The organism is Actinoplanes sp. HUAS TT8 (assembly GCF_051380535.1).
In the GTDB taxonomy this organism is placed as follows: Bacteria; Actinomycetota; Actinomycetes; order Mycobacteriales; family Micromonosporaceae; genus Actinoplanes.
The window spans coordinates 10,667,229-10,691,255 of the sequence record NZ_CP195646.1; the positions used below are offsets into that span (position 1 = coordinate 10,667,229).

18 protein-coding genes are annotated in these 24,027 nt (G+C 70.7%); 10 read left to right on the forward strand and 8 right to left on the reverse strand.

Annotation, left to right across the window (positions count from 1 at the left end; all coding sequences use genetic code 11):
* Positions 1 to 108: 108 nt before the first annotated feature.
* On the reverse strand, positions 109 to 1,320 hold the full coding sequence (locus ACSHV8_RS47700; RefSeq protein ID WP_436527104.1) for a DUF349 domain-containing protein: 1,212 nt from the start codon (positions 1,318 to 1,320) through the stop codon (positions 109 to 111).
* A gap of 161 nt (positions 1,321 to 1,481) precedes the next feature.
* Between ACSHV8_RS47700 and miaA the strand changes: the two genes are divergently transcribed.
* The gene (miaA, locus tag ACSHV8_RS47705; protein ID WP_436527105.1) at positions 1,482 to 2,411 is read left to right on the forward strand and encodes a tRNA (adenosine(37)-N6)-dimethylallyltransferase MiaA; all 930 of its coding nucleotides are present in this window, start codon (positions 1,482 to 1,484) and stop codon (positions 2,409 to 2,411) included.
* Positions 2,411 to 3,268 carry a diaminopimelate epimerase gene (gene dapF, locus ACSHV8_RS47710; protein ID WP_436537301.1) on the forward strand — a complete coding sequence of 286 codons (858 nt, stop codon included), beginning with the start codon at positions 2,411 to 2,413 and terminating at the stop codon, positions 3,266 to 3,268. The genes miaA and dapF overlap by 1 nt, the downstream gene beginning before the upstream one ends.
* Positions 3,269 to 3,759: 491 nt before the next feature.
* On the opposite strand, the gene ACSHV8_RS47715 is transcribed toward dapF, so the two are convergent.
* Complete coding sequence (locus tag ACSHV8_RS47715; protein WP_436527106.1) at positions 3,760 to 5,220, reverse strand: NAD-dependent malic enzyme; 1,461 nt, start codon at positions 5,218 to 5,220, stop codon at positions 3,760 to 3,762.
* Between the two features lie 152 nt (positions 5,221 to 5,372).
* On the opposite strand from ACSHV8_RS47715, the gene hflX reads away from it, so the two are divergent.
* Together hflX and ACSHV8_RS47725 are read left to right on the forward strand one after the other, a co-directional pair.
* Positions 5,373 to 6,785 carry a GTPase HflX gene (gene hflX / locus ACSHV8_RS47720; RefSeq protein ID WP_436527107.1) on the forward strand — a complete coding sequence of 471 codons (1,413 nt, stop codon included), beginning with the start codon at positions 5,373 to 5,375 and terminating at the stop codon, positions 6,783 to 6,785.
* Between the two features lie 103 nt (positions 6,786 to 6,888).
* Positions 6,889 to 8,634, forward strand: coding sequence for a hypothetical protein (locus ACSHV8_RS47725; RefSeq protein ID WP_436527108.1), 1,746 nt, complete (start codon positions 6,889 to 6,891; stop codon positions 8,632 to 8,634).
* A gap of 479 nt (positions 8,635 to 9,113) precedes the next feature.
* Here ACSHV8_RS47725 and lexA read toward each other — a convergent pair whose 3' ends face one another.
* Positions 9,114 to 9,878: a transcriptional repressor LexA gene (gene lexA, locus ACSHV8_RS47730; RefSeq protein ID WP_436527109.1), complete on the reverse strand. Its 765-nt coding sequence runs from the start codon at positions 9,876 to 9,878 to the stop codon at positions 9,114 to 9,116.
* Between the two features lie 687 nt (positions 9,879 to 10,565).
* On the opposite strand from lexA, the gene nrdR reads away from it, so the two are divergent.
* Together nrdR and ACSHV8_RS47740 are read left to right on the forward strand one after the other, a co-directional pair.
* Positions 10,566 to 11,087 carry a transcriptional regulator NrdR gene (gene nrdR, locus ACSHV8_RS47735; RefSeq protein WP_436527110.1) on the forward strand — a complete coding sequence of 174 codons (522 nt, stop codon included), beginning with the start codon at positions 10,566 to 10,568 and terminating at the stop codon, positions 11,085 to 11,087.
* Between the two features lie 61 nt (positions 11,088 to 11,148).
* Complete coding sequence (locus ACSHV8_RS47740) at positions 11,149 to 14,013, forward strand: vitamin B12-dependent ribonucleotide reductase (RefSeq protein WP_436527111.1); 2,865 nt, start codon at positions 11,149 to 11,151, stop codon at positions 14,011 to 14,013.
* Between the two features lie 62 nt (positions 14,014 to 14,075).
* Here ACSHV8_RS47740 and ACSHV8_RS47745 read toward each other — a convergent pair whose 3' ends face one another.
* On the reverse strand, positions 14,076 to 14,612 hold the full coding sequence (locus ACSHV8_RS47745) for a hypothetical protein (protein WP_436527112.1): 537 nt from the start codon (positions 14,610 to 14,612) through the stop codon (positions 14,076 to 14,078).
* Between the two features lie 139 nt (positions 14,613 to 14,751).
* Between ACSHV8_RS47745 and ACSHV8_RS47750 the strand changes: the two genes are divergently transcribed.
* Positions 14,752 to 15,933 carry an MFS transporter gene (locus ACSHV8_RS47750; RefSeq protein ID WP_436527113.1) on the forward strand — a complete coding sequence of 394 codons (1,182 nt, stop codon included), beginning with the start codon at positions 14,752 to 14,754 and terminating at the stop codon, positions 15,931 to 15,933.
* A 337-nt stretch (positions 15,934 to 16,270) separates the two neighbouring features.
* Here the strand turns inward: ACSHV8_RS47750 and ACSHV8_RS47755 are convergent, their stop codons facing one another.
* Together ACSHV8_RS47755 and ACSHV8_RS47760 are read right to left on the reverse strand one after the other, a co-directional pair.
* The gene (locus ACSHV8_RS47755) at positions 16,271 to 17,173 is read right to left on the reverse strand and encodes an alpha/beta fold hydrolase (protein WP_436527114.1); all 903 of its coding nucleotides are present in this window, start codon (positions 17,171 to 17,173) and stop codon (positions 16,271 to 16,273) included.
* A complete protein-coding gene (locus ACSHV8_RS47760; RefSeq protein ID WP_436527115.1) occupies positions 17,170 to 17,643 on the reverse strand; it encodes a hypothetical protein in 474 nt (157 codons plus the stop codon). Before ACSHV8_RS47760 ends, ACSHV8_RS47755 begins: the two co-directional genes overlap by 4 nt.
* Positions 17,644 to 17,788: 145 nt before the next feature.
* On the opposite strand from ACSHV8_RS47760, the gene ACSHV8_RS47765 reads away from it, so the two are divergent.
* Positions 17,789 to 18,340, forward strand: a complete 552-nt coding sequence (locus tag ACSHV8_RS47765) for a hypothetical protein (protein WP_436527116.1) — start codon at positions 17,789 to 17,791, stop codon at positions 18,338 to 18,340.
* A 44-nt stretch (positions 18,341 to 18,384) separates the two neighbouring features.
* On the opposite strand, the gene ACSHV8_RS47770 is transcribed toward ACSHV8_RS47765, so the two are convergent.
* On the reverse strand, positions 18,385 to 19,074 hold the full coding sequence (locus ACSHV8_RS47770; protein ID WP_436537303.1) for a metal-dependent transcriptional regulator: 690 nt from the start codon (positions 19,072 to 19,074) through the stop codon (positions 18,385 to 18,387).
* A gap of 128 nt (positions 19,075 to 19,202) precedes the next feature.
* On the opposite strand from ACSHV8_RS47770, the gene ACSHV8_RS47775 reads away from it, so the two are divergent.
* Together ACSHV8_RS47775 and ACSHV8_RS47780 are read left to right on the forward strand one after the other, a co-directional pair.
* On the forward strand, positions 19,203 to 20,387 hold the full coding sequence (locus ACSHV8_RS47775) for an acetoin utilization protein AcuC (protein WP_436527117.1): 1,185 nt from the start codon (positions 19,203 to 19,205) through the stop codon (positions 20,385 to 20,387).
* Position 20,388: 1 nt separating this feature from the next.
* On the forward strand, positions 20,389 to 22,935 hold the full coding sequence (locus tag ACSHV8_RS47780; protein ID WP_436527118.1) for a bifunctional acetate--CoA ligase family protein/GNAT family N-acetyltransferase: 2,547 nt from the start codon (positions 20,389 to 20,391) through the stop codon (positions 22,933 to 22,935).
* Between the two features lie 3 nt (positions 22,936 to 22,938).
* On the opposite strand, the gene sigB is transcribed toward ACSHV8_RS47780, so the two are convergent.
* On the reverse strand, positions 22,939 to 23,928 hold the full coding sequence (gene sigB, locus ACSHV8_RS47785; protein ID WP_436527119.1) for an RNA polymerase sigma factor SigB: 990 nt from the start codon (positions 23,926 to 23,928) through the stop codon (positions 22,939 to 22,941).
* Positions 23,929 to 24,027: the final 99 nt, after the last annotated feature.

The window sequence follows — 24,027 nt, forward strand, 5'->3', positions numbered from 1 at the left end:
ACCACCATTCCGGTCGGCCCATCCCATGATGGCGCACCGGTCGCGGCGGTGGGAACGCGAAAAGGGCGGCGGATCGATCGATCCACCGCCCTTGTCACCGACAGAGCGTCAGTTGGCCTGCTCGGCCAGGGCCAGGAACTGCTTCTTGGAGGCGAGCGCCTGCTCGGCCTCCTTGATCCGGCGGTTGTCGCCGGCCGCCTGGGCGCGGGCCAGACGCTGCTCGGCCTCGGCGACCTGGTCACGCATCTGACGCAGCAGCGGGTTGTCCTGCGGGCTGGTCTTGCGCCAGGCCGAGTCCATCGCGACCCGGATCCGGTCCTCGGCGGCCCGCCAGCGGCGGTCCAGCCCGGCGGCGGCCTCACGCGGCACGCGGCCGGCGTCGTGCCACGCGGCCTGGGCGTCACGCAGCTTGTTCTGCGCGGCGCGGGCGTCCGCGTCGACGTCGATCGCCTCCAGCTCGGCCAGGATCGCCTGCTTGCGGTCCAGATTGCCCTGGTACTCCGCGTCGCGGGCCGAGAAGACCTCGCTGCGCCGGGTGAAGAACGCGTCCTGAGCGGCCCGGAAGCGTTCCCAGAGGCGCTGCTCGGCCTCCTTGGCGGCGCGCGGCGCCGCCTTCCACTCGGTCATCAGCTCCTTGAGCCGGTTCGCCGTGGTGTTCCACTCGTCCGAGCCCGAGATCGCCTCGGCCTCCTTGACCAGGTCTTCCTTGGCGGTCTGGGCCTGCTTGCGCTGCCCGTCCAGGGTGGCGAAGTGGGCGCCCCGGCGCCGGGTGAAACCGTCCCGGGCGGCGGCGAACCGCTTCCACAGCTCACCGTCGGTCTTCTTGTCGACGCCGCGGATCGTCTTCCACTCGTCGAGGATCTCCTTGAGCCGGTCACCGGCCGACTTCCACCCGGTGGCCTCGGCGGCGAGCTTCTCGGCCTCCTCGACCAGCGCGGTCTTGCGCGCGAGGGCCTCGGTCCGGGCGACCTCGCGGGCGGCCTTGGCCTCGCCCGCCTTCTCGTCGGCGAGCGCGGCGAGCCGCTCCAGCCGGGTCGTGAGGCCGTCGATGTCGCCGACCACGTGCGCCTCGTCGAGCTGCGTGCGCAGCCGCTTGACGCTGCTCAGGGAGTGGGCCGCGTCGGCCACACCCGACTTGAGCCGGGCCTCGACGAGCTCGACCTCGGTCAGCAGGTCCTCGAATCGCCGGGCGAAGTGGGCGAGGCCCTCCTCAGGAGTCCCGGCCTGCCACGAGCCGACCACCCGGTCGCCCTCGGCGGTCTTCACGTACACGGTGCCGTCGGCATCCACGCGCCCGAAGGCAGTCCAGTCGGTGCTCATCAGCTCATCCTCGTTCTCCCGGCGCCGCCGGACCACTCCGGTCCCCGGCCACCGCCACAGCGCAGTGGAATGCCAACCTTCTCAGTGGCATTCTTTCTCGCGCATTGTCACAGGTCCAACCCGGTCAGGGGAAAGCTCCCGCCGACGACCGTGACACAACCTTGTCCTACGGTTGCTTTGTGCCGTCAAGTCCGGGTCTCCGTGTGGTCACCGTCGTCGGGCCGACGGCGGCCGGCAAGTCCGCCCTGAGCATCGCGATCGCCCAGGAACTGGGCGGTGAGGTCGTCAACGCCGACTCGATGCAGCTCTACCGCGGGATGGACATCGGGACCGCGAAGCTGAGCGTGGCCGAGCGCGACGGCGTGCCCCACCATCTGCTCGACATCTGGGACGTCACGGTCACCGCGGCCGTCGCCGAGTACCAGGCGCTGGCCCGGGCCGCGATCGACGACATCTTCGCCCGCGGGCGTGTCCCGGTGCTGGTCGGCGGCTCGGGGCTGTACATCCGGGCGGTGCTGGAGGAGTTCGAGTTCCCGGGCACCGACCCGGCGATCCGGGCGCGCCTGGAGGCGGAACTGGCCGAGACCGGTCCGGCTCCGCTGTTCGCCCGGCTGACCGAGCGCGACCCGGTCGCCGCCGCCAAGATCCTGCCGTCCAACGGCCGCCGCATCGTCCGCGCCCTCGAAGTGATCGAGCTGACCGGGCTGCCGTTCACCGCGGCCCTGCCCGACCCGAAGCCGTACTACGACGCCGTGCAGATCGGTGTCGACCGGGACCCGGCCGAGCTGGACGAGCGGATCGCCCGGCGCGTCGACCTGATGTGGGCGGCCGGCCTGCTCGACGAGGTGCGCGCGCTGGACGCGGCCGGGATCCGGGACGGGCGCACCGCCTCCCGGGCGCTCGGCTACCAGCAGGCCCTGGCCGAGCTGGACGGCACGACGACCGAGGCCGAGGCCAAGGAGGACACGGTCCGCGGCACCCGGCGGTTCGTCCGGCGGCAGCGCTCCTGGTTCCGCCGCGACCCGAACATCGCCTGGCTGGACGGCGCGACCCCGACGCTCGTAGCCGATGCCCTGGTCCTTGCGCGATGATGGACCGCGTGTTTTTCACCAAGGGCCACGGCACCTCGAACGACTTCGTCATCCTCGCCGACCCCGACGGCGAGCTGGAGCTGACGCCGGCGCTCGTCGCCGCGCTCTGCGACCGGCGGCGCGGGATCGGCGGCGACGGTGTGCTGCGGGTGGTGCGCGCGGCCAAACACCCCGCCGCGGTCGAGCACGCCGCCGAGGCCGAGTGGTTCATGGACTACTGGAACAGTGACGGCTCGATCGCCGAGATGTGCGGCAACGGGGTCCGGGTCTTCGCGCGCTACCTGGTGGAGAACGACCTGGCCACGCCCGGCCCTGCGGGCCTGCCGGTGGCCACCCGCGCCGGGATCATGCACGCCGTGGTCCAGGCCGACATCATTTCGGTACGGATGAGCACCCCCCGGGTGTACGCGGCCAGCACCGCCACCGTCGGCTCCCTGACCGTTCCCGGCATCGCCGTCGACTGCGGCAACCCGCACCTGGTCTGCGGCCTGCACGACGGTGTCGCCCTGGCCGGGCTCGACCTGACCGTCGCCCCGCTGGTCGACAAGACCCTGTTCAGCGCCGGGGTCAACGTCGAGTTCGTCGAAGCGGCCGAGCCCGTCGAGGGGCGCGACCGGCACGTCACGATGCGCGTCCACGAGCGCGGGTCGGGCGAGACCATGTCCTGCGGCACCGGCGCGCTCGCGGTCGGCGCGGTCGCGCTGCGCGAGGCCGGCCTGACCGGCGGCTCGGTCGCGGTCGACGTGCTCGGCGGACGCCTGGTGATCACCTGCGACGAGCAGGGTGCGTGGTGGCTGGCCGGCCCGGCCGTCCTGGTCGCCTCCGGCGAGATCGACCTCACCGCCCTCCCCTTCTGACCCACCACCTGTCCAGCTGGCGCTCAGGGCTGTCTCCGGCCGCTTTTTGCAGCCCTGAGCGCCAGCCGAGCCGGTGAGCCGCGGCTGGGGCTTGTGTGGCAGCCACGTCGCGGCGTTGACGCTGGTCAGGCGTCGCGGCGCGGGTTGCGGGGCTCGGCTGGTGCTCAGGGTTGTGTCTGGCTGTTTTTGGAGCCCTCAGGGCCAGCCGAGCGGCGGGGGCGCGGCTGGGGGTGGGGTGGGCTGCGGCCTTGCGTGGGACGGCGGGCGGGACTCTGGTGGGCGGTTTCGGGCGTGGGTGGGTTTGTTGCTCTGAGCGCAACCCAAAGATCAGGTCGCCCTTTCGGGCCTTGCGTTTTGGCCGCGCCAGCGGCCTGCGAGGGTCGGAAGGGTCCCCGCGGGAGCGGCGATCGGGACCACGGCGGACCGGGGCAATGAAGAATTTGATCTTGGGGTTCAGGGGTGTGACCCGGAAGTCACACCCCTGAGGGACCCTAGAAGATGCCTTCCGGGGCCTTGTCGAGCTCGGACTCCGGGGCGGCGGCCGGGTTGGCCGGGATCGGACCGCCGCGGACGACCGCGCGGATGGCGGCCGCGACGGCCGGGGTGACGCGGGGGTCGAACACGCTGGGGATGATCACCGTGGGGTTGAGCTTGTCCTCACCGACCACGTCGGCGATGGCGCGGGCTGCGGCCAGGGCCATCTCCTCGGTGAACTCCTCGGCGGCGGCGTCCAGCATGCCGCGGAACACGCCGGGGAAGGCCAGCACGTTGTTGATCTGGTTGGGCTGGTCGGAGCGGCCGGTGGCGACGATCGCGGCGTGCTTGCGGGCCTCGCGCGGGTCGACCTCCGGGTCCGGGTTGGCCATCGCGAAGACGATCGACCGGTCGGCCATCTTGGCGATGTCGTCGCCGGTCAGCAGGTTGGGGGCGGAGACGCCGATGAAGACGTCGGCGCCGGCGATGGCCCCGGGCAGGTCGCCCGCGTAGTTCGCCTTGTTGGTGTGGTCGGCCAGCCACTGCATGGACTCGTTCAGGTCGGGCATGCCACGGTGCAGGGCGCCCTTCCGGTCGTAGGCGATGATGTCGCCCACACCCTGACGCATCAGCAGCTTCATGATCGCCGTGCCGGCCGCGCCCGCACCGGAGACGACGACCTTGACGTCCTGCATCCGCTTGCCGACCACGCGCAGCGCGTTGGTCAGCGCGGCCAGCACGCAGATCGCGGTGCCGTGCTGGTCGTCGTGGAAGACCGGGATGTCGAGCAGTTCCTTCAGCCGGGCCTCGATCTCGAAGCAGCGCGGCGCCGCGATGTCCTCCAGGTTGATGCCGCCGTAGGCCGGCGCGATCGCCTTGACGATCTTGACGATCTCGTCCGTGTCCTGTGTGTCCAGCACCACAGGCCAGGCGTCGACGCCGCCGAAGCGCTTGAACAGCGCGGCCTTGCCCTCCATGACCGGCATCGCCGCGGCCGGACCGATGTTGCCCAGGCCCAGCACGGCCGAGCCGTCGCTGACCACGGCCACGGTGTTGCGCTTGATGGTCAGCCGGCGGGCGTCGGCCGGGTTCTCCGCGATCGCCATGCAGACCCGGGCCACACCCGGCGTGTACGCCCGGGAGAGCTCGTCACGGTTGCGGAGCGCGACCTTCGAACTGACCTCGATCTTGCCGCCGAGGTGCAGCAGGAACGTACGGTCGGAAACCTTCCGGACGTCGACGCCGTCCTGGTCCTCGAGCTGCTTGACGACCTGGTCGGCGTGCGCGGAGTCGGCGGTGTCACAGGTCAGGTCGACGACGACGTGACTGGGGTCGGAGTCCACCACGTCCAAAGCCGTCACGATCGCACCGGCCTCGCCGACGCAGGTGGTGAGGCGGCCGATGGACGACGCGTCCGCGGTAACAGCGATGCGGATCGTGATCGAGAATCCTGCGCTCGGCAGGCGGGTGGTCACCACGGTTGTCCCTCCGACGTTGGTGGGGTGATCGAACAAATTGTCGCTCGCTCGGAATGTTCGATCGCCTTGCGGTGGTTACTGGTGAGTCAGCCACGCTTATGTGGATGCGCTCGCCCGCGTGACGTGCCACGATCGGGCGTAGGAGGTCACTTTTGCGAAACACGTACCAGACACCCGTCCTTGACGAGCCGGATCTGACGACCGGCGATCTCGAGCTCGAGGAGCGGCACTCGCTCAGGCGGGTGGCCGGTCTCTCCACCGAGCTCACCGACATCACCGAGGTCGAGTACCGCCAGCTGCGACTGGAACGCGTCGTCCTGGTCGGCGTCTGGACCGAGGGCAGCGTCGAGGACGCGGACAACTCGCTGGCCGAGCTCGCGCAGCTCGCCGAGACCGCCGGCTCCCAGGTCCTGGAGGGCCTGATCCAGCGGCGCCGGCAGCCCGACGCGGCGACGTTCATCGGCCGGGGCAAGGTCGACGAGCTGCGTGACGTAGTTCTCAGCAGCGGCGCCGACACCGTCATCTGCGACGGCGAGCTGTCCCCGTCCCAGCTGCGCAACCTGGAGCAGCAGGTCAAGGTCAAGGTCGTCGACCGGACCGCGCTGATCCTGGACATCTTCGCCCAGCACGCGAAGAGCAAAGAGGGCAAGGCCCAGGTCGAGCTGGCCCAGCTGCAATACCTTCTGCCGCGACTGCGCGGCTGGGGTGACTCGCTGTCCCGGCAGGGCGGTGGCGCCGGCGGTGGTTCCGGTGGCGGCGGCGTGGGCACGCGCGGTCCCGGTGAGACGAAGCTGGAGACCGACCGTCGCCGGATCAATCAGCGCATCGCCAAGCTGCGCCGGGAGATCAAGGCCATGCGGACGGTACGGGAGACCAAGCGCTCCCGCCGCCAGTCCAGCGGCACGCCCGCCGTGGCCATCGCCGGCTACACCAACGCCGGCAAGTCCAGCCTGCTCAACCGCCTGACCGAGGCCGGCGTCCTGGTGGAGAACGCACTGTTCGCCACCCTGGACCCGACCACCCGGCGCACGTCCGCGGAGGACGGCCGGGTCTACACGCTCTCCGACACCGTCGGGTTCGTCCGGCACCTGCCGCACCAGATCGTCGAGGCGTTCCGCTCGACGCTGGAGGAGGTGGCCGAGGCCGACCTGCTGGTGCACGTCGTCGACGGCTCCCACCCGGACCCGGAGGGCCAGGTCAGCGCGGTCCGCGAGGTGCTCAGCGAGGTCGAGGCCGACCGGGTTCCCGAGCTGCTGGTCATCAACAAGATGGACGCGGCCGACGAGGAGACGGTTCTGCGTCTCAAGCGGGCGTGGCCGGATGCCGTGTTCGTCTCGGCGTGGAGCGGCTCGGGCATTCAGGAGCTGAAGGCGGCCATCGCGGAACGGCTTCCGCGGCCGGCCGTGGATCTGCGGGTTCTGTTGCCTTATTCACGGGCCGATCTGGTCGCCCGGGTGCACCGGACGGGGCAGGTTCTTCAATCCCGTCATCTGGACGACGGTACGGAGATGCAGGTCCGGGTCGGTGAGCACCTCGCCGCCGACCTGGAACAGTTCCGTTGCTGAGAGTTACCTGTGTCTAGGCGCGAAATCAGACACCTGGTGAGCTTTGACCAGGGTTGATCCACGCGTTACACCGATGGGTGACGCCGCATGCGACACTGTGCGGATGCGGCGTCTCGTGTTCTCGATCGTGCTGGGTGTGGGCCTGGTGGCGATTGGCGGTACAGGCGCGTCGGCCGCTGACCCGACGCCGACGGCGACGGTCAGCGCGAAGGCGACGCCCGGCAAGAAGATCTGTCAGATCAAGGACGAGAAGCTCGACGAGCTCTCCGGCCTGGTCGCCACGAGCTCCGGCTTCATCGTGATCGACGACAGCAGCACGCAGGACGCCAAGAAGAAGATCTTCTTCCTGGACAAGAACTGCAAGATCAAGAGCACCCGGAACTTCGGTAGCCCGCCGCGGGACACCGAGGACATGGTGCTCTCGCCCGACCAGAAGACCCTGTGGATCGCCGACACCGGCGACAACGAGGTCCTCAAGGGCGGCGACGTGCGCACGTCGGTCGTGCTGTGGAGCATGCCGCTGGCCGGTACCAAGGACGCTACTCTCCACCGGTTCACGTACCCGGACGGGGACCTGCACGACGCCGAGGCGCTCCTGCTCGACGGTGACGGCACGCCGATCATCGTGACCAAGGAACTCGGCAACGCCTACATCTACAAGCCGGCCTCGGCGGTCAAGAACAGCGACACCGCCGTCCCGCTCAAGCGGGTCGGGGAGCTGGCGCTGCCGGCCACCGAGACCACCAGCAACGCCTTCGCCAAGATCTTCAACCGGGTGATCACCGGTGGGGCGATCGCGCCCGGCGGCAAGAAGGTCGTGCTGCGGACGTACACCGACGCGTCCGAGTGGGACGTGACGAACGGCGACGTGCTGGCCGCGCTGAAGACCAAGCCGCGCACCACGGGCCTGCCGAACGAGACGTTCGGCGAGGCGATCTCGTACAGCGCGGACGGCAAGACGTTCTACACCGTGTCGGACATGAACGGCGACCACGACACCGAGAACTGGATCCAGCAGTACGTGCCGGCCACCGAGGTCGCCGTGGTCTCCAAGAAGCAGGACGGCGCCGGCGGCACCGGCGACTCGTGGTACTCGAACCTCAGCATCAGCGACATCACGAAGCTGGTCGGAGGGGTCGGCGTCATCGGCCTGGTGCTGGTCGCGATCGGCGTCATCGGCATCGTCCGGTTCCGCAAGCGCAACCCGGCCGGGCTCGTGGTCGACGAAGCGCCCAGCGGGGGCATCGACAAGGTGGACCCGGCGACCGAGCTGATCGGCGTGGGCAGCGGGGGCGGGCCGCAGCGCGGCGCGGCCTACGGTTCCGGCGGTGGCGGCAACGGTCCGGTGTACGGCAGCGGGGGTGGCCAGCAGCAGCGTCCCCCGGCCTACGGCGGCGGCGGTCAGGGCAGCGGCGGTCAGGGCAGTGGCGGTCAGGGCGGCGGGCAGTACGGCCGGCCGGCTGGGCCCGGTGGCGGGCAGCCGCCGCGCGGTCCGCAGCGTGGCCCCGGCGGCCCCCAGCAGAATCCGCAGCAGCGGCCCCAGGTTCAGCCGCCGCGCCCGCAGGTGCAGCAGCCGCAACGTGGGCCCCAGCAGCAGCCGCCGCGCGGTCCGCAGCAGCAGCCCCCGCGTGGGCCGCAGCCTCCGCGCGGGCCCCAGCAGCCGCAGCGTGGTCCGCAGCAGCCGCAGCGCGGCCCCGCCGGTGGGCAGCAGCCCGGCGGTGGTGGCGGGGTCTACGGTGGGCAGCAGCGTCCGCCGCAGGGCGGTGGCCAGCAGCAGCGGCAGGGCGGGACCTACGGTGGTGGGCGTCCGCCCCAGAACCGCGACGACAACGGCTTCAACCGCCGCTGACTTCCTGAATCGAACGCGAAGGCCGGCATCCGCAGGGGTGCCGGCCTTTCCGCATCCAGCCGTCAGCGCCGGCCCACCGCGGCGAGCTGGCGCTGGCGGCTGCCTCAGCGCCCCGAATACAGCCGTGAGTTCCAGCCGGCGGCAGTGAGCTGGTGCTGGCGGCTGTCTCGGGGTCCCGGATGCAGCCGTGAGTTCCAGCCGGCGGCAGTGAGCTGGTGCTGGCGGCTGTCTCGGGGCCCCGGGCGCAGCCGTGAGTGCCAGCTGGCGGTGGTGGGCTGGTGCTGGTGGCTGTCTCGGGGTCCCGGATGCAGCCGTGAGTGCCAGCTGGCGGGCCGGGGCGGCGGGGTGGCCTGGAGTTGGGCGGGCCTTGCGTGGTGAGGGCCCGCCATCCCCGGCGGCGCGGGCCGGGGATGGTGGAGCGGCGGCGCCGCGGACCGTGGGGACGGGCGGGTGCTCACCGGCGTACGCAAAAGGGATTTTCAGACGCGGCGCAGGACCGCGACCACCTTCCCCATGATGCTGGCGTCGTCACCGGGGATCGGGTCGAAGGCCGGGTTGGCCGGCATCAGCCACACGTGCCCGTCGCGCTGCCGGTAGCTCTTGACCGTCGCCTCGCCGTCGATCATGGCGGCGACGATGTCGCCGGCCTCGGCGGTGGGCTGCTGGCGCACGACGACCCAGTCGCCGTTGCAGATCGCGGCGTCGATCATCGAGTCGCCCTTGACCTCGAGCATGAAGACCTCGCCCTCGCCGACCAGCTCGCGCGGCAGGGGGTAGAACTCGTCGACCGACTGCTCGGCCAGGATCGGGCCACCGGCGGCGATCCGGCCGATCAGGGGCACGTAGGCCGGCTGCGGCCGGGCGGCCCGCAGCGCGTCGTCGTCGACCAGCTCGCCGGGGGAGCGGACGTCGACGGCGCGCGGACGGTTCGGGTCGCGGCGCAGGTAGCCCTTGGTCTCGAGGGCCTTCAACTGGTACGCCACCGAGGAGGGGGAGACCAGGCCGACGGCCTCGCCGATCTCACGGACGCTGGGTGGGTAACCGTATTTCTCGCCCCACTCGCGGATGAAGTCGAGGATCCGCCGCTGGCGGGCGGTGAGGTCGTTGGTGACCGGTTCGGTCACGCTGCCGATTGCGGTCACCGACCGCAGCTGCGGGGCGTCGGCGGAGCGAGCCCGGCCCGGTGTGCGGCGGCGAAGAGCGGAGTCCTGCCTGATCGGTTGCTTGCGGTCGTCGGTCGACACGTCCGCCCTCCCTGTCGGCCAGTGCCTGTCGGCACGTGGTGCGTCGCGGAGCCGGACGCGCCGTGGGGATGGCGTTTGTCCGGCTGACCCCTCTTGACAGGAAACCGTAGTGGGCGGGGCCGACATATTCAAACATCTGTACGAGGTTTCACCGGCGTGTCGCCCCGGAAGACTGGATTTTCGTACTCCCGTTCTGATAGACCGTCGTACGGGCGTTCTATCGAACGGGTGTCCGAGAGAGAGGGAGCTTGTCATGGTGGTCACCGGTGGGGCTCGGCACACGGCGCCGCCCCTGCGACTGACTCGCCGCGGCCGGGTGGTCGTTCTCGGTCTCTTCTTCGCGTCGGCGGCGCTGGCGAGCATTGTCTTGTTCATGACTGCCGCGCGGGCCTGACGCCCCGGCAACCGGTTTCCCGACGCGCCAGGTGATCGCACCGTCACCCCAGCGTGTTGAGGTGCGAATTACGGCGCGTCGGCACGTCGCTTAACTTGCATCGGCGTCGGCTGCGGCATAGCGTCGTCCCCAACATCTAGTGGTTACAGAGATGTAAGTCATCCACAGGTTGGGTTTCTCCTCCCCGGTTTTCCGCAGGTTCGGCCGCAGTCGCGCGATGGGTTAGTACATTGCGAGGCTGGGCTTCGCCATGTCTGGACCAAGGCCGGGGTGGGGCGAAGGGGGAGATCGCGGTGCGTTGCCCGTATTGCCGGCACGCCGACTCGCGCGTCGTGGACTCGCGGGAGGCCGACGACGGTCAGCTGATCCGTCGCCGACGGTCGTGTCCCGAGTGCGGGAAGCGGTTCACCACGGTCGAGGAGGCGATTCTCGCGGTGGTCAAGCGCAGTGGCGTCACCGAGCCCTTCAGCCGGACCAAGGTCATGAGTGGGGTGCGCAAGGCCTGTCAGGGCCGGCCCGTCGACGAGGACTCGATCGCGCTGCTCGCGCAGCGGGTGGAGGAGACCGTCCGGGCCCGCGGCGCCGCGGAGATTCCGAGCCACGAGGTCGGTCTGGCGATTCTCACGCCCTTGCGTGAACTCGACCAGGTCGCCTATCTGCGGTTCGCCAGCGTGTACAAGGCTTTCGACTCGCTCGACGAGTTCGAGAGCGAGATCGCCGCGCTCCGTGAGGCGCCGCCGGTCCGGGACGCCGGGACGCGACATGCCGTCGCGCCGCGGTCCGGTTCGGCCCGCCCACCCAAGATCAACGGCTGAGCACACCCGGCCGCATCAGAGCTACACCTGTCAGCAGTACTACGAGGGGGAGCACGTTCATATGGCCGGAGACGGCGTGACAGCGGGTCGCCAGCGGAGCAGGGCAAGTTCCAGTGGCGGGGCGGCCGGGGGGCTGCGTGTGGAGCGGGTGTGGACGACGGCGGGAGTCCACCCGTACGACGAGGTCGAGTGGGAGCGCCGCGACGTCGTCATGACGAACTGGCGTGACGGCTCGATCAACTTCGAGCAGCGTGGTGTGGAGTTCCCGGCGTTCTGGAGCGTGAACGCCGCGAACATCGTGACGACGAAGTACTTCCGGGGTGCGGTCGGCACGCCCGAGCGGGAGCAGTCGCTGCGGCAGCTGATCGACCGCGTGGTCCAGACGTACCGCAAGGCGGGCGAGGAGCACGGTTACTTCGCGAGCGCGTCCGACGCCGAGGTGTTCGACCACGAGCTGACCTGGATGCTGCTGCACCAGGTGTTCAGCTTCAACTCGCCGGTCTGGTTCAACGTCGGCACCAAGTCGCCGCAGCAGGTCAGCGCATGTTTCATCCTCTCCGTGGACGACTCGATGGACTCGATCCTCGAGTGGTACAAGGAGGAGGGCCTGATCTTCAAGGGTGGTTCCGGCTCGGGTGTGAACCTGTCCCGCATCCGCTCGTCCAAGGAGCTGCTGTCGTCCGGGGGAACGGCGAGCGGCCCGGTCAGCTTCATGCGCGGCGCGGACGCGAGCGCCGGCACCATCAAGTCCGGCGGCGCCACCCGGCGCGCGGCCAAGATGGTCATCCTCGACGTCGACCACCCGGACATCGAGGAGTTCGTCCGGACCAAGGCGCGCGAGGAGGACAAGATCCGCGCGCTGCGGGACGCCGGTTTCGACATGGACCTGGGCGGCACCGACATCGTCTCGGTGCAGTACCAGAACGCCAACAACTCGGTCCGCGTCAGCGACGAGTTCATGACGGCGTACGAGAACGGCACCGAGTTCGGTCTGCGTGGCCGGCTCAACGGCGAGGTCATCGAGACCATCGACGCCCGCAAGCTGTTCCGGGACATCGCCCAGGCCGCCTGGGAGTGCGCCGACCCCGGCCTGCAGTACGACGACACCATCAACGACTGGCACACGAACCCGGAGACGGGCCGGATCACCGGCTCCAACCCGTGCTCGGAGTACATGTCGCTGGACGACTCGTCCTGCAACCTGGCCTCGCTGAACCTGATGAAGTTCCTCAAGGCCGACGGCGGCTTCGAGGTGGAGAAGTTCGTCAAGAGCGTCGAGTTCATCATCACCGCGATGGACATCTCGATCTGCTTCGCCGACTTCCCGACCGAGAAGATCGGGGTCACCACCCGGGCGTACCGGCAGCTCGGCATCGGCTACGCCAACATCGGCGCGCTGCTGATGGCCTCCGGCCTGCCGTACGACTCGGACGGCGGCCGCACCCTGGCCGCCGCGATCACCTCGCTGATGAACGGTACGGCGTACCGTCGCTCGGCCGAGCTGGCCGGCGTCGTCGGCGCGTACGAGGGCTACGCCCGCAACGCCGACGCCCACCAGCGCGTGATGCGCAAGCACGCCGCGGCCAACGACGAGATCCGTCCCGTCGGCCCGGTCGCCACCGAGATCGTCCGTGAGGCCACCAAGCAGTGGAAGAACGGCAACAAGATCGGTGAGAAGAGCGGCTGGCGCAACGCCCAGGCGTCGGTGCTGGCCCCGACCGGCACCATCGGCCTGATGATGGACTGCGACACCACCGGCATCGAGCCCGACCTGGCCCTGGTCAAGTTCAAGAAGCTGGTCGGCGGCGGCTCGATGCAGATCGTCAACCAGACCGTGCCGCGCGCGCTGCGCAGCCTCGGGTACCCCGAGGAGCAGGTCGAGGCGATCGTCGAGCACATCGCCGAGCACGGCAACGTGGTCGACGCGCCCGGCCTCAAGACCGAGCACTACGCGATCTTCGACTGCGCCATGGGCGAGCGGGTGATCTCCCCGATCGGTCACGTCAAGATGATGGCCGCGGTGCAGCCGTTCATCTCCGGTGCCATCTCGAAGACGGTCAACATGCCGGAGACGGCGACCGTCGAGGAGATCGAGGAGATCCACTACCAGGGCTGGAAGCTGGGCCTGAAGGCGCTCGCGATCTACCGCGACAACTGCAAGGTCGGCCAGCCGCTGTCGGCCGGCAAGGGCGCCAAGGAGACCGCTCCGGCGGTCGTCGAGCCGGCCGTGCAGACCGTGGTCGAGAAGGTCGTCGAGTACCGGCCGATCCGCAAGCGCCTCCCGAAGAAGCGCACGTCCGAGACGGTCTCCTTCTCGGTCGGCGGCGCCGAGGGCTACCTCACCGCGTCGTCCTACCCGGACGACGGCCTCGGCGAGGTCTTCCTGAAGATGTCCAAGCAGGGCTCGACCCTGGCCGGGGTCATGGACGCCTTCTCGGTCGCGATCTCGATAGGGCTGCAGTACGGCGTCCCCCTGGAGACGTACGTCAGCAAGTTCACCAACATGCGCTTCGAGCCGGCCGGCATGACCGACGACCCGGACGTGCGCATGGCGTCCTCGGTGATGGACTACATCTTCCGTCGCCTGGCGCTGGACTTCCTGCCCTACGAGACCCGCGCCGAGCTGGGCATCTTCACGGCCAAGGAGCGCACCGCGCAGGCTCAGGCCGAGGCGGCGGCCGAGGCCGCGGCCGACCTGGCCGTGTCGGTGCCGGTCACGGCTCCGGTCACGACGACGGTCACGGTCGCCGAGGTGCGGGCCGCGGCCACCCCGGAGAAACAGGCCGGTTCCTCGACCGAGCTTCTCGAACTGGTCACCGGTCACGCCGCGGACGCGCCGCTCTGTTTCACCTGCGGCACCAAGATGCGCCGGGCCGGCAGCTGCTACGTGTGCGAGGGCTGCGGCTCGACCTCCGGCTGCAGCTGATCATCAAGATGTGAGGGCGGGCGGTGAGCGGGAAGCTCACCGCCCGCTGTCGCGTACGGCGGTCAGCGCTTCTTCGGCGCCTCGTCCCGCAGCCACACCCCGAACTCCACGGCCGTTCGCACCCCGTGCTCCAGCACCGCCGTGCACACGTCCCACCCGCACACCTCGTCCGGATATTCCGGCCGCTGGTGCCACATGGTCTTGATGGCCAGGATGGCCTGCCGCTCCTCCTCGGTCAGCCGCCCGGCCAACTTCCGGTGCCACTCGCTCACGTCCGCGTGGTCCTCGTTGAGCCAGATGGAGAGGTCCACCCGCCACTCGCCGAGCGTGATCGTCACGTGGTACCGCTCGTCCCGCTTCTCCCCGCCGCGCTCGTCCCGGTAGGCGAAACCGGTCACGCCCGGGATCGCGACCACCGTGCCGAGCAGTGCGAGTACATCCGACGGGGTGAATCCGGGCCCGCCGAGCAGCATCACGTCAAGGTCGCGCCAGACCATGAGCCCGGACACGTAGCTGCCCGTGGGGAGCAGCGGTCCCAGCGGCTCCAGCAGCGCGAGCACGGAACGTGCCTCCGCCTGCAGTTCCTCGGGCCGGTCCATGCCGCTCTCCTTCCGTATCCATCGACGCCGGGGGGAACGACGCCGACGCCCATTGTGGGACGTGCCCGGAGCGCGCCCGCTTCCGGCCCGGCCGCGAAACCTCGATGACCCGATCGGCTTTAACGTGTAAGTTGAGCTGGTGAGCAGCGTTGACGTCGTACCCGCCCGGGTGAACACGGCCAAGATCGCAGTTGGCGTCACGTTCGCCATGAACGGTCTGGCCCTGGCCGGCTGGCTGTCCCGGGCCCCCGCGATCCGCGACGGCCTGGAGCTGTCGGTCGCCGGTTTCGGCCTGCTGCTGCTCTGCATGTCCGGCACGTCGGTCGCGTCCATCCCGCTGGCCGGCCCGCTGGTGCAGCGCGTCGGCCCGGCCCGCGCGGTGCTGATCGCCAGCATGGCCGAGGCGTTCGGCCTGGCCCTGCTGGCCACCGCCACGCTCATCAGCTCGGTTCCGCTGGCCGGTCTCGCCCTGCTGTTCTGCGGCTTCGGCACCAGCACCTGGGACGTCGCCATGAACGTCGAGGCGGCCGACGTCGAGCGCCGCATCGGCCGCACGATCATGCCGCGCTTCCACGCCGGTTTCAGCCTGGGCACGGTCGCCGGCGCCGGCGTCGGTGCGGCCGCCTCGGCCATCGGCGTGCCGATCTGGGCCCAGCTCTACGTCACCACGGTGATCGTCGTCGCCGTCCAACTCGCCGTCGTCCGCCGCTTCCTCCCGCACGTCGAGCCCGAGCCGGGCACGAAGCCGGCAATGACCGCCGGTCAGGCCTGGCGCGAGCCGAGGACGATTTTGATCGGCCTGATCCTGCTCGGCTTCGGCTTCACCGAGGGCAGCGCCAACGACTGGCTGGCCATCAGCCTGGTCGATGGATACCACGCCGGCGACACCCTCGGTGCCATCGGCTTCGGTGTATTCGTCACGGCCATGACCCTGGGTCGCATGTATGGCGGCGCCGCCGCCGACCGCTGGGGCCGAGTCCCCGTCCTCCGCCTGACGGCGGTCTCCGCCGCGGCCGGCGTCCTGCTCGTCGTCTTCGGCGGTTCCATCGAGTTCGCCCTGGCCGGAGCCCTCCTCTGGGGTGTCGGCGCCTCCCTCGGCTTCCCGATCGGCATGAGCGCCGCCGCCGACGACCCGATCCATGCCGCCATGCGCGTCTCGGTCGCCGGCTCGGTCGGCTACGGCGCTTTCCTGGCCGGCCCGCCCCTGATCGGCTTCCTCTCGGAGCACTTCGGCATCCTCAAGGGCCTCCTCTGCGTCTTCGCCGCCCTCCTCCTCGGCCTGGCCGCCTCGCACGCCGCCAAGCCCCTCCGCACCCCCTGACCACCATCCCCCAAGAGCCAGCCACTGTCCGCTTCTGATCACGCGAGGCAGGTGGTCAGGTCCGCCCCGAAGATCAACTTCAAATTCTTCATTGCCTCGGTCCGCCGTGGTCCAGATCGTCGCTCCCGCGGGGACCCTTCCGACCCTCGCAGGGCGCTGGCGCGCCCAGAACGCGAGGCCCGCAAGGGCGACGTGGTCGGGTGGTTGCGGTCAGAGCAACAACCCGACCACGGCCCGAGCCCCAGGGCTGGTGCTCAGGGGTGTCTCCGGCGGAGAAGCCGGCGGCGCGCTGGGGGCCGGAGGACGGCGGAGGCCGCGACGTACGCGCAAAAGGTTTTCAGGGTTTGGTGAGGAAGTCCGTGATCAGGGCGGCCAGCAGCGCCGGCTGCTCGATGACCATGGCGTGCGAGGCGTCGGCCAGCTCGACGTGCCGCACGTGCGGCACGGCCTGCACCTGGGCGAGCAGGAACCGCCGGTGCGCGGCGTAGAGATCCGCGAACGACTCCTGTTCCGGCAGCGACCGGGTGGCCAGCACCACGAGGGCCGGGCAGCTGATCGCCGCGTAGACCGGCCCCAGGTCCAGCGAGTTCATCAGCCCCCGCAGCTGCGTGACGGTCTCGAACGAGGGCCGGAACGTCGTCCGCCCGTCCTTGCCGTGGACGAGGTTGCGCCGGAAGCCCTCGATCCACACCTTCTCGTTGGCCCCCATGTCCCGAGCGGCCATCCGCTGCCGTTCCACCAGGTCGGCCAGTTCCTCGGCGGCCACGGTCTGCCCGGCGGCGGCCTCCACCATGTCGAAGACCGAGGCCAGCCGTTCCAGCTCGGCCGTCGCGGTGGACGGGTCGAGGCCGGGCAGCTGGGCCGGGCCGGTCGGCGGCGGGTTCCCGTCGAGGCTGACGACGCCGGGGGATTCGGGGTGGCGTTCGCCCCAGAGTGCGGCCAGCATCCCGCCGAGCGAGTGCCCGACGACGGCCGGGCGTTCCAGTTCCAGTTCGACGCAGACCGCGGCGAGGTCGCCGAGTGCGTTGTCCCAGCTCCACGGCCCGTCGGCGGAGCGGCCGTGGCCGCGCAGGTCGACCGTGACCACCCGGTGGCTCGGGCGCAGCGCCCGGGCCAGGCCGGTCATCTGGGCGAGGTTGCCCCCGGCGCCGTGGACCAGGAGCAGCGGTGGCGCGTCACCCCCGAAGTCGCGAACGGCGAGCTGCACGTTCCCCACGTCGACAAGACTGTCGTTGATCATTGCCCCTCCACGTCGAAGCCGTAGTCGTCCGAGGCGAGCAGGCGTTCCCGCACCGCGCTCACCAGTACCCCACCGTCCGGGTGGCGGGGCAGTTTCCCGCGCCGCACCAGGTCGTGCACTCCCTGCCGGCTGATCCCGAGCATGGCGCCGGCGGTGGCCAGCGACACCGACGTGACGAACGGGTGCCCGACCCGCCGCGCCACGACCTGCCCGAGCGGTGTCTGCCACCACTCGGGGGGCGGCGCGAACGCGTGATCGTCCGGGTAGAGCGTCGCGATCAGTCGCGCGATGGTCCCCACGGCTTCCGGCTCCGGCCCGTACGAGATCACGAAAGCCCAGTCCAGGGCCCGTCGATGCAGTCGCCGGCGGACCTCGTCCACACTGCGGTCCCCCTCCAGGAGGATTTCCAGCGGGTCGGCCAGGCGCGCGTCGACGAGCCGGACGATCTGCTCGGCGAGAGGTGAAGTCACCGCGCCATCCTGCCGGTACTTGACATCGACCGTCAAGTACCGTGGCGCACACCTTACGGCTACCCTCCGTACGCGAATAATCTTTGGCTTCCGTGAAGCGCCCTCCGGGCAATAGGGTGTGGCCCGAAACCCGGGAGGAGCACTGGTGCGAACAGTCGGAGCCGTGTTCGGCGTCGTCGCGTTGCTCGCCGTTTCCGGCTGCAACGAGAAGCCGGAGACGACCGCCAAGCTGCCGCCGGTCACCATCGCCGAGGCGCCGGCCGCCTCCGCCGGTGGCGCGTGCATCCTCTGGGACTGGTCGTTCATCCAGGAGAAGATCGGCGTCAAGTTCTCGGTCGCCGCCTCCGACCAGGTCGACGACACGTCCACCTGCGTGGTGCAGACGGTGGACGGTTCGTGGCCCGACCTCTCACTCTCCGTGGTCGAGCAGACCAAGGCCGACGCCAAGATCTTCCTGGCCACCCGGATGCCGAAGAAGGCGACCAAGCTCAAGGGGCTCGGCCAGGCCGGCTATCGGCTGAACTCGGCGGCCGCCTCTGGCCACGGCCCGTCGGTGGAGATCGGCTGGCTGAGCGAGGCCGACCAGCTCCAGACGCTGAAGTTCACGTTCGCCAAGGGCGCGACCAACGCGGCCGTGACCCGGATGAACGCGGGCCTGTTCGAGCTGGCCAAGGCGATGGACACCACCGACGGCTGATCGCCGCCGGCGGATGTCCACAAGCCCGGCCGAGCCGAGACGGGTCAGCGAGCGGCGACGAACACCCGCGACGCCACCTCACGGGGCAGCCGGATCTTGTCCCCCGACTTGTCGATGGTGACGCCGTCCCGCTCCTGCGCGACGGTCACCGTCGTACCCGGATCGATGCCGGCCGCGTGCAGCTGCCGCAACACGTCGGCGTTGGTCTGGACGCTCTCGCAGATCCGGGACACGACGACGCTGCCGGTCAGCCCGGGGAACGCCAGGTTGCGCTCACCGTGACCGAACGGGTCGGTGTTGTCGTCCTCGGGCAGGCCGAGCTGCTCCAGACCGGGGATCGGATTCCCGTACGGCGAGCGGGTCGGCTTGTTCAGCAGCTCGTAGACCCGGCGCTCGACCGAGTCGCTCATCACGTGCTCCCACCGGCAGGCCTCCTCGTGGGCTTCTTCCCACGGCATGCCGATGACGTTGACCAGTAGTAGTTCGGCCAGGCGGTGCTTGCGCATGACGGAGACGGCGGTGGCCCGCCCCTCCTCGGTGAGCACCAGGTGGCGGTCGCCCTCGACGGTGAGCAGACCGTCCCGCTCCATGCGGGCGACTGTCTGGCTGACCGTGGGGCCGCTCTGGTGCAGGCGCTCGGCGATGCGAGCCCGAAGCGGAGGCACGCCTTCTTCTTCGAGTTCGAGAATGGTCCGGAGATACATCTCGGTGGTATCGACAAGGTCGTTCACGATGCGGTCCTCCCAGCAGCGATGTTACCGCGTGGCGGGGGGTTGACATCCGCCCCGAGCAAGTGCCAGGAGACCCTACCGGAGGCGGCGTGACGAGTGCCTCCTTAGGCACCCCGTGGGAGCATGTCGGGATGGCGGACGAGACGACGGCGGTGGTCTGGGACAAGGCCCTGCTCGACTACGACATGGGCGATCACCCGCTCAACCCGGTACGGGTCGAGCTGACCATGGCGCTCGCCCGTGAGCTGGGGGTGCTCGACCGTCCCGGTGTGCAGTTGATCACGCCGCGGCCGGCCACCGAGGCCGAGCTGACCCGGGTCCACCGGGAGGACTACCTCGATGCCGTACGTCAGGCTCCGATCGATCCGTTCTTCCTCGGGTGGGGGCTGAACACTTCCGACAATCCGGTCTTCGAGGGGATGCACGAGTCGTCGGCGCGGATCTGTGGCGCCAGCATCGCCGCCGCCGAGGCCGTCTGGCACGGTTCGGCCCGCCGCGCGGTGAACGTGGCCGGCGGCCTGCACCACGCGATGCCGGCCCGGGCGGCCGGTTTCTGCGTCTACAACGACCCGGCGGTGGCGATCGCCTGGCTGCTGGACCACGGCGCGCAGCGGGTCGCCTACATCGACGTCGACGTGCACCACGGCGACGGGGTGCAGGCGATGTTCTACGACGACCCGCGGGTGCTCACGGTCAGCCTGCACGAGACGCCGCTGGCCCTGTTCCCGGGCACCGGCTTCTGCGACGAGACCGGGGGGCCGGGCGCCGAGGGCACCGCGGTGAACGTGCCGCTGCCGCCCGGGACCGGGGACGCCGGCTGGCTGAAGGCGTACCACGCGGTGGTGCCGTCGGTGGTCCGCGCGTTCGCGCCGGAGATCATCGTGAGCCAGTGCGGGGCGGACGCGCACCGGCTGGACCCGCTGGCCGACCTGATGCTGTCGGTCGACTGCCAGCGGGCCGCCTACGTGGCGATGCGCGAGCTGGCCGACGAGCTCTGCGACGGCCGCTGGGTGGCGCTCGGCGGTGGGGGATACGCGCTGGTCGAGGTCGTGCCCCGGGCGTGGTCGCACCTGCTCGGGGTGGCGACCGGGGAGCCGTTGGACCCAGGGATCCGTACCCCCAAGGCCTGGCGGAAGATGGCCGCCGACCGTCGACCGGGGGCCGCCGTCCCGGAGACGATGGGTGACGACGCCGTGCTGGTCGACGAACCCTGGACCCCGGGCACCGAGAGCGACCCGGTCGACCGCGCGATCCTCGCCACCCGCCTCGCGGTCTTCCCCCTGCACGGGCTCGACCCGCACGACCCCCGAGACTGACATGGAACGCAGCGCTGACGTTCTCCTGGCCGACGGCACCGCCGTGCACCTGCGGCAGATCCGTCCCGAGGACGCTCCGGCCATCGTGGAGTTCCACTCCCGGATGAGCGACCGGACGCGGTACCTGCGCTACTTCTCGCCCTATCCGCGCATTCCGGAGCGCGACCTTCACCGGTTCGTGAACGTGGACCACCGCGACCGGGAGGCGTTCGTCACGGTCACCGCCGACGGCCGGATCACCTCGGTCGGGCGGTACGAACGTCTCGGCCCGGACTCCCCGGAGGCCGAGGTCGCGTTCGTGGTGGAGGACGCCCAGCAGGGCCGCGGGATCGGCTCGGTGCTGCTGGAACACCTGGCCGAGGCCGCCCGCGACCACGGGATCAGCCGTTTCGTGGCCGAAGTGCTCCCGGAGAACGGCGGGATGCTGCGCGTCTTCGGCGACTCCGGTTACCAGGTGCAGCGCCGGTACGCGGACGGCGTCGTCCACCTGAACTTCCCGATCGCCACCACCGAGAAATCGCGTGAGGTGCAGGAGTCCCGGGAGCACCTGACCGAGTCGCGCTCGATCGCGCGGCTGATCGCCCCGCGCGGCATCGCCATCTACGGCGCCAGCGCGAGCGGGCACGGGATCGGCGCGGCCATGCTCGGCAATCTGCGCGACGGCGGCTACACCGGCGCGGTCGTCCCGGTGCACCCGTCGGCCGAACGGGTGGCCGGGCTCACCGCGTACCGGAAAGCGTCCGATGCCCGGACCCCGATCGACCTGGCCGTGATCGCCGTGCCGGCCGAGAAGGTCGCGGAGGCCCTGGCCGACGCGGCGTCGGCCGGCGCCGGCGGCGTGGTGATCGGCTCGGCCGGGTTCGCCGAGTCGGGCGCCGAGGGCGTGGCCCGCCAGCGGCAGCTGATCGAGACCGCGCACGCGGCCGGCCTGCGGGTGGTCGGCCCGAGCAGTTTCGGGATCGCCAACACCGACCCGGAGGTCCGGCTGAACGCGACGATGGCGCCGCGCCTGCCGGCCGCCGGGCGGGTCGGTTTCTTCGCGCAGAGCGGCGCGCTGGGCGTGGCCCTGCTGGCCGAGGCCGACCGGCGCGGCCTGGGCCTGTCCAGCTTCGTCTCGGCCGGCAACCGGGCCGACGTGTCCGGGAACGATCTCCTGCAGTACTGGCGTGACGATCCCGGCACCGACGTGGTGCTGCTCTACCTGGAGACGTTCGGCAACCCGCGCAAGTTCGCCCGGCTGGCCCGCCGGATGAGCCGGGTCAAGCCGGTGGTCGCGGTCGCCTCGGCGACCCGCCCGCCCGGCCTCGCCGGTGATCTCCCGGGGCCGGACGCGCACGCGGTCACCGCCCTGTTCGCCCGGTCCGGGGTGATCCGGGTCGACACCGTGCAGGAGCTCTTCGACGTCGGCATGCTCCTGGCCCACCAGCCGCTGCCGGCCGGTCGCCGGGTCGCCGTGGTCGGCAACTCGTCGGCGCTGGCCGCCCTGGCCGAGGTCGCCTGCCGCGCGGCTGGCCTGGTCGTCGCCGAGGGCTATCCGCACGACCTGAGCCCGATGGCCTCGGCCCACGACCTGGCCGACGCGCTGGCCGACGCCGCGGTCGACGACCGGGTGGACGCCCTGGTCGTGGTCTTCGCGCCGGTCGTGCCCGGCCAGCAGCTCACCGAGGAGGACGCGGATTTCGCGGCCGCGCTGGCCAGCGTCGCGCTCGCCGGGGAGAAACCGACGGTGGCCACGCTGGTCTTCGGCCGGGTGCCGCCGCGCGTGCCGGTCTACGCCTCGGTCGAGGAGGCGGTCCGCGCGCTGGCCCGGGTCGTCAACTACGCGGAGTGGCTGCGCCGGCCGCCGGGACTGATGCCGGCCCTGTCGGGAATTGATCCGCCCGCCGCCGAGTCGGCCCCGTCGGCCACGGAACTGCTGACCGCGTACGGGATCGAGGTCGTTCCGTCGATCCTGGCCCGCGAAGCGGACGAGGCGGTCGCCGCCGCCGGCGAGCTCGGTTACCCGGTCGCTCTCAAGGCGGCCGGTGGCGGTCTACGGCATCGCATCGACCTCGGCGCGGTCCGGCTGGCACTTCACAACCCAGAGGATTTGCGTACGGCCTACCGCGAACTCGCCGGCACGTTCGGCCCCGAGGTGCTCGTCCAGACGATGGTCGCCCCCGGCGTCGCCTGCGTCGTCGAGGTGATCGAGGATCCCGCGTTCGGCCCGGTCGTCGGCTTCGGCCTCGGCGGGGTCGCCAGTGAACTGCTCGGCGACCTGGCCTGGCGGGCCGCCCCGCTGACCGATCGCGCGGCCGAGGCGCTGGTCGACGAGCCCCGCGCGGCCCCGCTGCTGCACGGCTACCGCGGGTCGACCCCGGTCGACCGGGCCGCGCTGATCGACCTGTTGCTGCGGGTGGGCCGGCTCGCCGACGAGCACCCGCGGGTGCGGTCGCTGATGCTCAACCCGGTGCTGATGCGGCCGGACGGCTTCTCGGTGCTGCACGCGGCCGCGGAACTGGGCGAGCCCGGCGTCCGTCCGGACACCGGGCCCCGCAGGTTGCACTGAGGATCAGACCGCGTAGGCCTCCAGGCGGGACGCCCGCTCCGGGTCACGCAGCTTCAGCATCGTGACCTTCTCGATCTGGCGGATGCGCTCCCGGCTGAGGCCGAACTCGCGACCCACCTCGTCGAGCGTGCGCTGCCGGCCGTCGTCCAGGCCGAAGCGCAGCCGGATCACCGCCGACTCCCGCTCGGAGAGCGTGGCCAGCACGATCTCGACCTGGCCGCGCAGCTCGCCCTGGGCGACGCCCTCGCCGGGCTGGTTCGGGTCGACCGCGGCGACGAAGTCACCGAGCGCGCTCTCCCCGTCCTCACCGACCGCCTGGTCCAGGCTGACCGGCTCGCGGTCGTACGAGATCAGCTCGATGACCTGGAACTCCGGCACCGCCATGGCGACCGCGATCTCGGCGACGCTGGGCTCCCGGCCGAGCTGGGTGGCCAGGTCACGGCGGGCCCGGACCATCCGGTTGACCTGCTCGACCATGTGCACCGGGATGCGGATGGTGCGGGCCTGGTCGGCCATGGCGCGGGTGATGGCCTGGCGGATCCACCAGGTGGCGTACGTGGAGAACTTGTAGCCCTTGGTGTAGTCGAACTTCTCGACCGCGCGGATCAGGCCGAGGTTGCCTTCCTGGATCAGGTCCAGGAACGCCATGCCGCGACCGGTGTAGCGCTTGGCGATGCTGACGACCAGCCGCAGGTTGGCTTCGAGCAGGTGATTCTTCGCGGCCCGGCCCTCGGCGATGATGACCCGCAGCAGCGGCGCCAGCTCGTCGCCGGCCGTCGGGAGCTTCTCCTCGGCGTAGAGGCCGGCCTCGATCCGCTTGGAGAGGGTGACCTCCTCCACCGCGGTGAGCAGGCGGGTGCGGCCGATGCCGTTGAGGTAAGCCCGGACCAGGTCGGCGGAGACGCCCCGCTCGTCCGTCGCGTCGAGGTCAGCCATCGTCGGCTCGACATCGCCGGTCGTTAGGTCGGCCTCCGGCTCGACAGAGTCGGTCATGCTGTCCTCAACCGTCGCCTTCGTCGTCTCCAGGACCACTGGAAGCCCCTCCCCGTTTGTCGTGCCTGCCAGCCACTTCCGTGCCGGTGACGAGAAGCT

What these genes read in the sequence shown, in the direction of transcription:
- ACSHV8_RS47775 (WP_436527117.1), top strand. Translation starts at nt 19,203, where the DNA reads ATGGCGGACGAGACGACGGCGGTGGTCTGGGACAAGGCCCTGCTCGAC.
- dapF (WP_436537301.1), top strand. Translation starts at nt 2,411, where the DNA reads ATGGACCGCGTGTTTTTCACCAAGGGCCACGGCACCTCGAACGACTTC.
- ACSHV8_RS47745 (WP_436527112.1), bottom strand. Translation starts at nt 14,612, where the DNA reads ATGGACCGGCCCGAGGAACTGCAGGCGGAGGCACGTTCCGTGCTCGCG.
- ACSHV8_RS47700 (WP_436527104.1), bottom strand. Translation starts at nt 1,320, where the DNA reads ATGAGCACCGACTGGACTGCCTTCGGGCGCGTGGATGCCGACGGCACC.
- ACSHV8_RS47725 (WP_436527108.1), top strand. Translation starts at nt 6,889, where the DNA reads ATGCGGCGTCTCGTGTTCTCGATCGTGCTGGGTGTGGGCCTGGTGGCG.
- ACSHV8_RS47780 (WP_436527118.1), top strand. Translation starts at nt 20,389, where the DNA reads ATGGAACGCAGCGCTGACGTTCTCCTGGCCGACGGCACCGCCGTGCAC.
- ACSHV8_RS47755 (WP_436527114.1), bottom strand. Translation starts at nt 17,173, where the DNA reads ATGATCAACGACAGTCTTGTCGACGTGGGGAACGTGCAGCTCGCCGTT.
- sigB (WP_436527119.1), bottom strand. Translation starts at nt 23,928, where the DNA reads ATGACCGACTCTGTCGAGCCGGAGGCCGACCTAACGACCGGCGATGTC.
- ACSHV8_RS47740 (WP_436527111.1), top strand. Translation starts at nt 11,149, where the DNA reads ATGGCCGGAGACGGCGTGACAGCGGGTCGCCAGCGGAGCAGGGCAAGT.